Raw genomic sequence first — 12,896 nt, 5'->3', positions numbered from 1 at the left:
CGGTGTTATAGTTTTTTCAGTAAGAAAACATTGACAGTTAACCATTGATTGGCTTGTTTACGTCCAAAAACGGATTGAAGATCGAGCACTTTAAAGGCTTGGCTAATCTGTTCGATATAGGATTGGCTATGGGCAAACCGTCCGGTTTTTTGAAGATACCAAGGCCTTGTTTCTGAAACTTCAGTATTAAACAGCAGAAAACCGTTATCGTTTAACCTATCAGCCATTAAATTCATCAGTGGTTCGAGCTCGCCAAAATATGGTAGCACATCGGCCGCAAAGATGATCTGGTATTTTTGGGAATGACTCTGCAGATGATGAATCATCTCATCGCAGTAGAGGGTATGATAGTATTGTTTTGCTTTTGCCAATTCAATCATGTTTTCAGAAATGTCCACCCCGTCTATTTCCGAGCAAAAAGGGTGAATTGCCTCAGCCAATAAACCACTGCCACACCCTAAATCCAAAGCACGGTCGAAGTGGGTCAGATGATGGGTTTGTAACAGTGTTTTAAATACGTGGGGAACTTGATAGTCAAGTTGATTTTGCACGTGTTTATCATAATAAAGCGCGTAATTGTTAAATAAATTTTTGGCATACTCCACGCATGTCGGCTGGGGTTTATTTTCATCGCTAATGGCGGCCAGCATGTGTTTTGAAATGACATCATCCGGATGAATTTCTAGTACCCGGTTTAATAATGCTTTTGCCTCGTCAATTTTATCAAGACGCATGCATATCGCGGCTAAATTATTGATCGAAGCCGCATGGTTCGCATCGAGCCTTAGGCATTGCTGAAAATGCTTCTCCGCGTTGCTAAGTTGCCCTAAGGCCATTTCAGCAACCGCCGTATTATAGAGATACTCGAGGTTGTTTGGATGGTCGTTAATCAACTCCAAATAGTGGATTAATGCATTCTCATAGCGGTGATGATGGATAAAGGTGGCCGCTAAATTACTTTTAGCTTCTTCTTTACGGTTATCAATAGCCAGTGCTTTGGTAAAATAATCAACGGCATGTTGTTCTTGTTTCATCTTTAAGGCGATAACCCCCAGATTTATTAACGCATCAATATGCTCCGGGTTGTCTTTGATGACCTGCAACAAGTGATTTTTTGCTAGCGGTAAATCCTCGTTTCGTAAGGCCAGTACGCCTGCATAAAAATGGGCTTTTAGGTTGTTTTGGTTTAATGCTAAGACGTTATTAAATTGGCGCCTTGCTGCGTCCCAGTTTTGTTGCTTTAAGAATAATAAGCCTAAATTAAAATGCGCATCATGGAAATCGGGTCTAAGTTGTAATGCTTTATGAAAATGCTGCAGGGCACTTTGATACTGGTCATAGTGCATCAATAATCCGGCATAATTATGGTGTGCTTCCACATAGTCAGGGTTTAGAGACAAGGCAATTTGATAATGTTTGTCGGCTTCTGCAAAGTGATGTTGGATCTTATAAGCATTGGCAAGATGATGGTGGGCGTTGGGGTTATCCGTATCGAGCGCTACTGTTTTTTCAAATACCTCAACGGCTTTGGCGATATCATCCGTTTGAATATATACTAAACCGAGTTGATGAAGGGCTTCAACCTGATTGGGGTCGATTGATAGAAGGCGTTTTAGGCAGTCAATCGCTTGGTTAAATTGTTGTTGATGTTGCCAATGTTGCGCTTTATGCAGCAGTGTTTCAATGCTATCCCCCATAGAGTTTCTCACGAAGAATCGCTAAGGCTTTGCCGCGATGACTAATGGCATTTTTAAGCTTGGGGGCTATTTCTGCAGCGGTGCATTGGTACTCAGGTAGAAAAAAAATGGGGTCATAACCAAAGCCGCCTTGGCCTTGTGGGTGGTGGTGTATCCGACCTTGCATTTCACCGACGGCAATCAGTGGCATAGGGTCATGGGCATGTTGAAGATAGACCAACACGCAGACAAAATACGCTTGTCGCTTTTCAGGTGGGAAGTTATCCATTTTCTCCAATAACTTCGCCATATTGGCAGCGTGATTCCCATCTTCGCCGGCATAGCGAGCTGAATAGATGCCGGGCTCTCCCTGTAGCGCGGGCACCACTAACCCTGAATCATCGGCTAAAGCGGGAAGCTTCGTTTGTTCGCTGGCAAAGCGTGCTTTGATGAGCGCGTTTTCAATGAAGGTTAACCCCGTTTCTTCTGGCGATGGGAAATTAGTGTCGACAAAGCTAACAATGGTTTTATCGGTTAACATTTGTTGAAATTCGGCGATTTTGCCTCGATTGGCAGTGGCAATAAAAATAGTTTCTGACATAATGAATAGATAAGTGGGTTGAGTAAAGCCTAGGAACGCCCCTAGATCCTGATTATTTTAAGTTTAGCAGCTAGAGGGCATGATAGACAAGGACAAGCGATGACTTCATACCAACGTTGGGGATATACCTCATTTATAGTATTGGCAATCATTTATTTAAGTAGTTTTGGGACATGGCCTTTCCCCATTAACACCCTCATAAAGCCGTTACCTATTGTTGCATTGTTATTCATCGTTGCTTTGTCAACATTGCCCTCTAACGGTAAGTATTTACTGATGGCCGCTTTGTGTTTATCCGCTTTAGGGGATATTGCTTTAACCTTGCCACTTGCGAAACAACTTGAATTAGGGTTAGGGTCTTTTTTATTCGCCCATGTTAGCTACATCATGCTCTATCAACGGATTCTCAAATCGCCAAGACATGCTCAGATAAAGCAAGTATCCACACGCTTGTGGACGAGTGTTGCCCTAATCGGTGCCGCACTATTCATTGTCTATCTATGGCCGTTTCTCGGTGATAAATTAATCCCCGTGTTAGTTTACATGGCGGTTATATTAACCATGACACTCTTGGCGATGCGTGTTCATCGATTATGCGCAATCGGGGCGGGATTATTTGTCATTTCGGATTGCCTTGTTGCTATGGATGAATTTTTTTATCATGCTCAAATGCACTTTTTTGCCATTATGCTTACCTATTATGCGGCACAATGCTGTTTAGTGGTTGGTTTGCTGCGAACACTGGCGACTGTTCAATGGCCGCAGTCATCAGAAGATGAAATGGACTCTGCTTTAAAGTCTGCTTAATGCGAAGGCTTTGGCTGCTCAGACCATCGTTGTTTGGGTATGAGGAGCCACCATCGACCCGGGTTTTTCATATGGCCGGCTGTGTAGGTGGCCTTTTCGCCGGCACCCCAGTAAACATCCCCACGAATAGGACCTTTAATCGCACCGCCGGTATCTTGGGCGATCATTAACCGGTGGAACGGTTGGTGGTGATCATTGACATTATCGGGGTAAGAGGTACTTAACCAAACTGGAAGTCCCATGGGAACATAGCGTCTATCAACCGCTAGTGAGTAACCAGCAGTTAAGGCAATGCCTTGTGCCCCAAGCGCTGCTTTTTGCTTTAAGTCTTTAAAGAAGACAAACGATTGGTTTTGGTTTAAATAGCCATCTATGTTTTCAGGGTGTTCTTCAAAATAGCGACGAATCGCTTGCATGGAAGCATTATCTTTGGTCATCACCCCTTCACGGATTAACACGCCCGCAAGGGCGGTGTAGGGTTGGCCATTTTGACCCGCATAGCCAACATACATGCGCTTGCCATTATCAAACTGAATAATACCCGAACCTTGAATTTCTAAGAATAATCGGTCGACCCGGTTTTCGACCCAGACAAGCACCGGTACATGTTTTAATGCGCCCTTGTTGATGGCTTCTCGGTCATGGTAGGGAAGAAACTCATTATTTTGGATACGGCCTACCAACGTCTTTTTGTCAAGATTCGCATCAAACTTGCTTAGGTCCAATCGAATTAACGATTTGGGTAGCGTATAAATAGGGACTGTGTACTTGTCTGTTTTTTTCAAGCTTCCTGATAAAAGAGGCGCGTAATAGCCTGTGAATAAGCCGGTTGGGCTGTTGTCGGGTTGCTTGACTTCAATGGGCTGGAACCAGGTTTTAAAAAAGTTAGCAGCTTGCTTGGAAGTGATTTTTTTTTGAGATAAGGCTTTTTTACAGGCTGGCAACATGTCTTTGACAGAAAGATTGATAATCTCGGTATCTAATGACTTGTTAGGATCTTGTTTGATGAATACGGCACAGCTGTTGCGAAACACCTGAAACGATTGTTTGAAAGATTTTCCACCCCAGTTCGGTAAATCGTTGAAGGAAACGGGCGTCACTATCGGTTTGTCCGATTTTGGCGTTTGTGGGTGAAAGAAATAAAGCCCCGTGATGGTAGCGATTAATAGGAGGAGGGGAATGAAAATCTTTTTCATGGACTTACCGATTAATTGACCTCGAAGCATTATAAGTCAATTGGTCAAAAAAAACAACAAAGGCTTGGGTTGTTGTTAAATGGTCAGGACTTATGAAAAACCTCAAGATCGAGGCATAAACATTTTTCGATGAGGGAGTTTAGACTAACTAAATGACCGAATTGAAAAATGTTTATAACGAAGAGATTGGGGTTTTTCGTAAGTCCTGATGGTAAGCGCGTTGCTTACCATGACAACCGGTTGTTAACATGGTACACTTCCGGCCATTAAATGAATGCTGGGGGATTTATGAAACGTGTTGTCGCACTTGTATTATCGCTGGTTTCCGGGATGTGTTTGGCCGCAGGATTTGTTGCTGGCAAGGATTATGAGGTATTGTCGGATGCCCCAAAAATTCAGCCAGGAAAGCCTGTTTTAGTGGCGGAATTTTTTAGCTACGGTTGTCCGTGGTGTTATCAATTAAATAAACCATTGCACGAATTTATCAATAAACAGGGTAAGCAGGTTGAATTCCAACAAGTGCCAGTTGTCTTCCAACCTGGATGGAATGTGTATGCAAAAGCCTATTATGCTGCCAAGCGATTAAATAAATTGGATACCTTAGGGCCTGCTATTTTTAAAGCGGTTCAAGAAGATAAAAAGAAGCTGGATAACGATAAAGCCATGGTTGATTTTTTTGTTGAGCAAGGCGTGGATAAAGAAACCGCTGAAAGTGCTTTCTTTCGCAGTCCTACCATTGATTCGGATGTGAATCAGGGCAATTTAGCCATGGCTAAATATCGTATTCGCGGGGTGCCTGCGGTGGTTGTTAACGGCCGCTACAAAGTGGATTTATCCATGGCTGGCAAAGTCGACCGCTTCTTTGCAATTTTAGATTTCTTAATTCATCAGGTTGATAGCAAACCATCGGGTAATAACCCATAGTAATCGCATCGGCTATCAGTCATTCTGCGCTACAAGCCTGCGTGGAAAAGGGGGAATCTCGGGTGTATCAAGATGACTAAAAAATATGTCCCCTGGGTCAACTACTTCATCGTCACAGGCTTTGTGGTGTTTCAATTTCTGTTGCAAACCGTTGCGGGCATCATGGCGAAAGCGTGGATGGTTGATTTTCAGCTTGACCGTGCGCAAGTTGGTTATTTATCCAGTGTCTTCTTTATTTCCTACGTGCTATTACAAATTCCGGTAGGATTATTGTATGACCGTTACGGTGTTAGAAAAGTCTTAAATATCGCCGCACTGTTGCTTGTTTGTGGGATTTGGGGATTGGCATATAGCGCCAATTATAGCCAGGCGTTGGCGTCTCGGGTGTTGATGGGCGCAGGCAGTGCCTTTGGCTTTGTGGGGATGCTCTACGTCACGGCTGCCTGGTTTCGGCCAAAATACTTTGCGTTACTCATCGGCATTGCTGAAACCATTGCCCTATTAGGGGTTGCACTGGGTGAAGTGATGATGGCCTATCTGGTGCAATGCTACGGGTGGCAAATAACCCTCAAGATAGCAGGCGTATTTGCATTACTACTTTGCATGTTGGTGTTTTGTTTTATAAAAGACCGACCACGCCGAAAAAAGAACATTATTAAACAACCCACGTATGGTAAACATAAGCTTCGGTTAATTTTAGGTAATGGGCGGTTATGGTTAGCGGCGTTATATGGGTTTGCCACGGTTTCCATTGTTAATGTTTTTGCGACAATGTGGTCTATACCGTATTTATTACAAAAATACCCTGCTATCAGTTTGCGCATGAGCGGTTTCGTATCATCAATGGTGTTTATTGGCATAGCGATTGGCGGCCCAACGAATGCATGGTTGAGTCAGCGGTACGCGATTCGTAGGCAAGTATTAATTCTATTCGCCGCAATCACCGCTATCTTATTCTCTATTATGTTGTTTCTTCCGTTGAGTTATGGTTGGATGATAATCGTTTGCATTTTCCTAGGCTTTTTTTCATCAACGTACATTCAAATATTTGCGGTGGTGAAAGAAGGTGCCACCAAAGAAACGCAAGGGGCTTCTTTGGCAACAGCCAACATGATATTAATGAGCAGCGCCCCTATCCTCCAATCCTTAACCGGATGGATTTTATCCAAGCAAATTTCGTATGAACATACCTTTCTAATCATTAACGTTTTGTTGTATATGGCGATTTTATTTGCTTGGCGGTTGGGGGATAAGTCGGTCAGGCCATGAGGGGTAGGTACTTTTTTTAATACATAAGCTTCTTACTAAACGCCGAGGTACCGCGGCTTGCCCCCCGAGAGATCCACACGAAATTAAAACTTCCGACGTACCGCGCTTTATGCGCGGTATCCAGCACGATATTCCGTTTTAACCAGAACTATTGGTTCCCTAATAAGCATCTCCTGGATGCCGCGAACGAGTCGCGGCACGTCGGGACGCATTGGAAATTCTTTTAAAAAACATTAAATTACATAAAAAATTCGTGTCGATCCCTCAGGGACAAGCCGCAGTATGTCTTCAGGGCTTGACCGCCCAAGAAGAACTACACCGTTCTCAACGACCGCTTCAACGCTATGGACCATATGCTTAATGAGCGCTTTAAGTCTCGGCGTGCTTGTTTGATGGTTTGCTTAATTTCTTGTTTTTTGCGGCGGTATAAGGCTTTTTGCTCGCGAATGAACTCGTCCTTTTTATCCTTTAAATTGGAATATGCTCGTTCTAGCTCCTCTAATTTACCCAACGAGTTTAGGACGGATTCTTTAGTTCGGGTTAACATAGGCAGTAGATTGGCTAAATTACCTGTTTTTGCTTTAGCGTTCAAACGTAGCTCATCCATGCGCAATCGACTTTCTACGATTCGTTTGGTACTGACCATGCGTAAATTAGAGGCAAGTCCCAGATAATACAGGGTTTTTATCACCCATTTCGACGGATCAAAATGATAAGCGCGAATGCCATTACGATAGTCTAAAGGAAATTTGTGGTGAAAATTGTGAAAGCCTTCACCATAAGTGAAGAAGGCTGTAAACCAATTATCAACTGCTGTCACATGGTCAGAATAGGTTTGCTTGCCAAAGATGTGGCAAACCGAATTCACACAAAAGGTGATATGTTGATTTAGCGCGATGCGTAAGGCACTGGCAATGATGAGTCCACCAAGCACGTCACCCCACAGGCCAGCTATGAGCATGGGAACAAAGTAGCCCATGACAATGGCAACGGGGATGTAATAGCGATCCTGAAAACGCAAAAAGGGATCGGCCTGTAGCTCTTTGACGTTACTGAAATCGCGTTTTTTGGGATTTAATGTAAATAGCCAGCCAATGTGCGAATACCAAAAACCTCGTTTGGCATTATAGGGATCTTTATCGGTGTCAGTGTACTTATGATGATTGCGATGATCGGTGCACCATTCCAGCACACTGCCTTCAAATGCAGCGGCGCCAAAAAGAGCGAAGAAGACCCTCACTGGAAGTTTCGCCTGATACGCTCGGTGGGAAAATAGACGATGATATCCACAGGTGATACTTAGGCCAGTGGCAATGCCATAAACCAAGCCAAGAACAATCGTAGGCCAGGTAATCGCATGGTAATAGCCTAATACGATGGTGCCGATAATGGCAACCATTGGATTGATGGTTAAAAATAAGGTGGTGACCCAATTGAGGGTGGTTTTTTCTTTGTGCTGAGTTGGCTTCATTTCAAACCTCTGTTTTTAAATACTTCTATGTGAATCATATACCTTTTTTGGCCAGAATACAAAAAAACCCGGCGTGTCGGAGGGACAACACCGGGTTTTATTAGGTTTCCTAGCTTTCAGCTTATATATCGTCAAATTTTGGTAAAGCCAAAATCGTTTTCTTCCTCTTCATCTTTAGCCGCTTTTGACGGAGCAGATGGGAAGAAGCTGTATAACGTAGGCACGGTCAGTGCGGCTGCCCCAGTTCCGGCAACCAAACCCGCGGCAATACCAGCAGCCGGTGTTGCAACGGCAGACACCGCTAACCCAACTGCGGTACCCACCAGGCCACCAATCACGAGTGCTGCAAGGGCAATGCTCACGTGCTTCATGACTTGGAAAAAGCCAAGTAGGAAGGAGGAGGAGACGGGCGGTTGTTCAACGGTATTTTTAGTAGGTGAAGCTAGTAAATCTTCCAGTTCAACAGGTGATTTCTTCACTTCTTCTTGAACAGGTGATTTCTTCACTTCTTCTTGAACAGGTGATTTCTTCACTTCTTCTTGAACAGGTGATGTCTTCGCTTCTTCTTGAACAGGTGATGTCTTCGCTTCTTCTTGAACAGGTGATTTCTTCGCTTCTTCTTCAACAGGTGATGTCTTCGCTTCTTCTTCAACAGGTGATTTTTTTACAGCAGCAACCTTATGTGAATTGCCCATTTCTTCAAGTAACTCACCCATCCCAGGTTGGCCAACATTTGCTAAATACAGAAAGCCATTTTTAAGCGTTGTTGCTAAGCCACTCAACAAATTACCTGCAGTTACCCATTTGCTTTCACTAGTGTTTTCACTAGGCTGAGCAACTTTTATTTTTTTGACGTTGATAGCTGGTCGAAGTTGAGCAAGCAATTGACCCATTTTCCAGTCATTGTCTTCTACCCCATTGTCATGTAAAACAACTTCTTCAAGAGTTTCAGGGAGTGCAGTAACCAGGTTTTGCAGCTTTTCCTCGCTGTAATCATCAAGGGCGCTAGCTAAAGAAATGACGTTTAATTTTTTAGAAGCAAGTGCTTGATTGAATTCCAATTGATCCACTTCATCTAAGTTACAGGCAGCTAAATTTAAATGGGTTGCAGTTTCTGGTAAGCCAGTCAAAAAGGGAATCATTGCTTCAGAATTGATACCATCAATGTCTTCCACATGGAATTGGGTAAAGCCTTTTGGAAGAACGCTCATCAGTTTTGCCATGAAATCTTGCACAGATTTACTATCTAAGACCGGCAACTCATATGCCTCTTCATCTTTACCAAGTTGCTTCATCGTGCCAACTTCTTCACCTTCGCCTAGGCAAAGATAAAAGCAATCTAATAACAATCCGTCTTTGCCATTGGGTTCAACGTTTTTAATTACGTCAGCAAGGGTATCAAGGCTTTCTGGAGAAGGACTGTCATCAAAGTCTAAGATTAGACGAACGAAGGGAGTTTTTTCGGAGATCTCTTCAGCATTAAGGGTGAAGCCATCGGCGTTGGTATAATTTAGGGTGTAATTTGTTGCCATAATACGTCTCAATAAATGAACCAAGGACTTGCATGGTAGCATATTTTATTATATTTGTACAGTGTGATTAAAATAAAAATACAATTTGTCGACAGATTCGGGTAAAATATGGTTCATAATCCATTACCATTGCCTAAGGAAATTTGATGCCTGTTGATGATAAGAATAATGAGATTGATGTTTGTTTGTTTGAAAGTTACATGGCTAAGTATTTTCTAGAGCATGTGGAACTATTTAAGCCGTTAATGGATAACATAATCACCGCCATTGACCAATTTTGCAAGCTCAACTCAAAACACCTATTATTTGATAGAACGATGTTTTCCGTATTCTCAGCGCTGCAAGAGTATGATAAACGCATCAAGGATTTAGAACAGTTAAAAACGTGTGATTCACTGATAGTATTCGAAACGTTTTTGAAAATGTTTACCGAACTGGCCATGGGGCTTGGATCACTTACCTTTCCAAAATATCAGGGTTTATCAAATAGAAAAGACCTTTCTTTAGCCCAAAAATGCCAGCTTTCGCTTTTTAAAGACCCAGGTTTGAGCATGGATTTAATTGGAAAAACCTTAAGACCAGGATGGCTGTTTTGCCCAAAAAATCGAGGTGTGATTGAATTGGATGAAGGCGATAATTCTGAAGAAAAGACTCATTCTCTCGGTATTTTATCAGGGGAAGATACGCCAGTGGATTTAAAGCAATATTTTAAAAGGGCAAATGAATCGCCTGCACGCGGATTCTATAAACCTAACGAAACCAGTGAGATGGCGATATGGTTGCGAAAACATCATTTGCCGGTGATTTCAGGTGCTTCGGGTGGAATAGGGATTGCTATCGCCAAGCTTTTGCCGATTATGTCATTTTCAAAATTCGATTATCAAATCTTGGGTATTTTGATTGCGGCATCGACGATAGCTTTGGGGCATCATTCTTATTTTGAAGTTATGAGGCCATTGAGCTTTTTATTGGGCGGTTTAGAAGAAAAAGATTCGTTAGTGGATTTTTATGAGCAAACGATCCCTGAAGCTATTCGAAAATTACCAAGTTATCAGGCTCATATGCAAAGCCAATATGGGGCTAAGCTGATTGAAAAATTCACACAGCCAACCGCTACTTGTCATTATTAACCGAGATCAGCTCTGAATGTAGGTCGGGCCTTGGCCCGACAATTATTTGATTGGGGGAATGATTGACAGAATCGTCGGGCCAAGGCCCGACCTACGACTGAGGTGTTTATAACGATGGACTTTTGTGCAATTCCTTTACATCTTCGTCGTTAGCATTTTTAGTCGATGAAAAGAAGCGGTACATTGATGGAAGGGTCACCGATGTTGCCAACATGCCGGCAGCGACACCGACTGCGGTAGCAACCACAGGGGCGGCAATAGTAGAAACCGCTAAACCAACAGCCGCACCGATTAAACCACCAACCACGACAGTAGCAAGCACGATACTCACATTTTTCATCACATTGAAAAAGCCGAATACGAGGGAGGATGAAACGGGTGATTTCTTCACGTCGGTTTCAACGGGTGATTTCTTCACGTCAGTTTCAACGGGTGATTTCTTCACGTCAGTTTCAACGGGTGATTTTTTCGCTTCTTCTTCAACAGGCGATTTTTTCACTTCTTCTTGAACAGGTGATTTTTTCACTTCTTCTTGAACAGGCGATTTTTTCACTTCTTCTTGAACAGGCGATTTTTTCACTTCTTCTTGAACAGGTGATTTTTTCACTTCTTCTTGAACGGGTGATTTTTTCACTTCTTCTTGAACAGGTGATTTTTTCACTTCTTCTTCAACAGGTGATTTTTTCACTTCTTCTTGAACAGGTGATTTTTTCACTTCTTCTTCAACAGGTGATTTTTTCACTTCTTCTTGAACAGGTGATTTTTTCACTTCTTCTTCAACAGGCGATTTTTTCACTTCTTCTTGAACAGGCGATGTCTTCACTTCTTCTTGAACAGGCGATGTCTTCACTTCTTCTTGAACAGGCGATGTCTTCACTTCTTCTTGAACAGGCGATTTTTTCACTTCTTCTTGAACAGGTGATTTTTTCACTTCTTCTTGAACAGGCGATTTTTTCACTTCTTCTTGAACAGGCGATGTCTTCACTTCTTCTTGAACAGGCGATTTTTTCACTTCTTCTTGAACAGGCGATGTCTTCACTTCTTCTTGAACAGGCGATGTCTTCACTTCTTCTTGAACAGGTGATTTTTTCACTTCTTCTTGAACAGGTGATTTTTTCACTTCTTCTTGAACAGGCGATTTTTTCACTTCTTCTTGAACAGGCGATTTTTTCACTTCTTCTTGAACAGGCGATTTTTTCACTTCTTCTTGAACAGGCGATTTTTTCACTTCTTCTTGAACGGGTGATTTTTTCACTTCAGTTTCAACAGGTGATTTCATAGTTTCTCCATTAGTTGTTGGTACATGCCCAGTATGTTCGATAGATGTCGGTGCCCCAGTCCAGCTATTAAGCAAACCAGAGAAATAATTTGTAGCGGTGGTAAAATGCGGTGCCATGGATTTTGACAATTGACTAAGTCCCTTGGCTAAGGCTGTGGTTAAGTCAAAGTCATTTGGGTTATTCACCAACTCTAGTTTGATGGATGATGATCGTTGGCTAACTAAGTTGGCAAACAATTGGGTTCTTTCATCTTCATAACCATTCTCATTATATAACCGAACTTCTTGTATTGTTTGTGGAAGACTAGCCACTAATTCGTTAACCTGTTTTTCGCTTAACTGGGAAAGTGATCCAGCCAATAGAATATTTGTTAAATGACTGGCTTTTAATGCGGTATTTAATTCTTCTAAATTAAGTTCTACTAAGTCTTTCGCTACAATATTAAGCTTAACAATTGCCTTTGGTAGGTTCTTTAGGATAGCGATAATGATTGCTTGGTTATAACGGTCAAGAGATTCAACATGTATATTATTAATTGTTGTTGCGGTAAGGATACTCATTAGCTTTAAAAGTGCTTCTTCAAAAGCTTTTTGATCGATCGGTTTAATTTCACCTATATCAGGTTTAGAAAAATAAATAGCATTAACATTTAACATTAATGTTTCTAAATCATCAAAGCGTATTGCTTTCAATGTGTTATCAAGTTGTTGGATATGTTCCTGGGTAGGACTATCTTTAAAATCAAGCGCTAAGTGCACATAGTCGGTTGGCTCAGAACTTTTACTCGTCACAAGTGAAAAGCCTTTTGCATTGGAATAATCAAGGATATAGTGTTCTGCCATAATAACTCTCTATAAAATAACCACAACGGCGGATAGTAACACACGTGTTTAAATATGTACACTGTGGTTAATTAATCTTTCTCGTGCTTCCATGTGATGCGGCATGCGTTATCAAACAGCATTGACGCTAATGGCGGATTGTTAGATTGTGAAACGGATTAAATTAAA

Annotated in this window: 10 protein-coding genes; 4 read left to right on the top strand and 6 right to left on the bottom strand. The window is 42.1% G+C overall.

The annotated features are described in order from the left end of the window. Positions 1 to 5: 5 nt before the first annotated feature. Both AB3348_RS13830 and rdgB read right to left on the bottom strand, forming a co-directional pair. The gene (locus AB3348_RS13830) at positions 6 to 1,697 is read right to left on the bottom strand and encodes a tetratricopeptide repeat protein (protein WP_367608200.1); all 1,692 of its coding nucleotides are present in this window, start codon (positions 1,695 to 1,697) and stop codon (positions 6 to 8) included. After that, positions 1,687 to 2,277 (bottom strand): RdgB/HAM1 family non-canonical purine NTP pyrophosphatase, encoded by a 591-nt coding sequence (gene rdgB / locus AB3348_RS13825; RefSeq protein WP_367608199.1) that lies wholly within the window; start codon positions 2,275 to 2,277, stop codon positions 1,687 to 1,689. The genes AB3348_RS13830 and rdgB overlap by 11 nt, the downstream gene beginning before the upstream one ends. Positions 2,278 to 2,376: 99 nt before the next feature. On the opposite strand from rdgB, the gene AB3348_RS13820 reads away from it, so the two are divergent. After that, positions 2,377 to 3,084, top strand: a complete 708-nt coding sequence (locus tag AB3348_RS13820; RefSeq protein WP_367608198.1) for a lysoplasmalogenase — start codon at positions 2,377 to 2,379, stop codon at positions 3,082 to 3,084. On the opposite strand, the gene AB3348_RS13815 is transcribed toward AB3348_RS13820, so the two are convergent. After that, positions 3,081 to 4,280, bottom strand: coding sequence for a murein transglycosylase A (locus AB3348_RS13815; RefSeq protein WP_367608197.1), 1,200 nt, complete (start codon positions 4,278 to 4,280; stop codon positions 3,081 to 3,083). The genes AB3348_RS13820 and AB3348_RS13815 overlap by 4 nt on opposite strands. A 288-nt stretch (positions 4,281 to 4,568) precedes the next feature. On the opposite strand from AB3348_RS13815, the gene AB3348_RS13810 reads away from it, so the two are divergent. Beyond that, entirely contained in the window at positions 4,569 to 5,204 is a 636-nt protein-coding gene (locus tag AB3348_RS13810; protein WP_367608196.1) for a thiol:disulfide interchange protein DsbA/DsbL, read from the top strand. 72 nt (positions 5,205 to 5,276) lie between these two features. After that, complete coding sequence (locus tag AB3348_RS13805; RefSeq protein WP_367608195.1) at positions 5,277 to 6,473, top strand: MFS transporter; 1,197 nt, start codon at positions 5,277 to 5,279, stop codon at positions 6,471 to 6,473. Positions 6,474 to 6,786: 313 nt separating this feature from the next. Here AB3348_RS13805 and AB3348_RS13800 read toward each other — a convergent pair whose 3' ends face one another. Both AB3348_RS13800 and AB3348_RS13795 read right to left on the bottom strand, forming a co-directional pair. After that, on the bottom strand, positions 6,787 to 7,944 hold the full coding sequence (locus AB3348_RS13800) for a fatty acid desaturase (protein WP_367608194.1): 1,158 nt from the start codon (positions 7,942 to 7,944) through the stop codon (positions 6,787 to 6,789). A gap of 131 nt (positions 7,945 to 8,075) precedes the next feature. Then, entirely contained in the window at positions 8,076 to 9,476 is a 1,401-nt protein-coding gene (locus AB3348_RS13795) for a hypothetical protein (protein WP_367608193.1), read from the bottom strand. 146 nt (positions 9,477 to 9,622) lie between these two features. Here AB3348_RS13795 and AB3348_RS13790 point away from each other — a divergent pair, with 146 nt between their 5' ends. Then, a complete protein-coding gene (locus tag AB3348_RS13790; protein WP_367608192.1) occupies positions 9,623 to 10,606 on the top strand; it encodes a hypothetical protein in 984 nt (327 codons plus the stop codon). Between the two features lie 106 nt (positions 10,607 to 10,712). Here the strand turns inward: AB3348_RS13790 and AB3348_RS13785 are convergent, their stop codons facing one another. After that, a complete protein-coding gene (locus AB3348_RS13785; protein WP_367608191.1) occupies positions 10,713 to 12,728 on the bottom strand; it encodes a hypothetical protein in 2,016 nt (671 codons plus the stop codon). Between the last annotated feature and the right edge of the window lie 168 nt (positions 12,729 to 12,896).

Source organism: Legionella sp. W05-934-2 (genome assembly GCF_964199965.1).
In the GTDB taxonomy this organism is placed as follows: Bacteria; Pseudomonadota; Gammaproteobacteria; order Legionellales; family Legionellaceae; genus JAFIFT01.
This window is presented reverse-complemented; position numbering and strand designations above follow the sequence as displayed.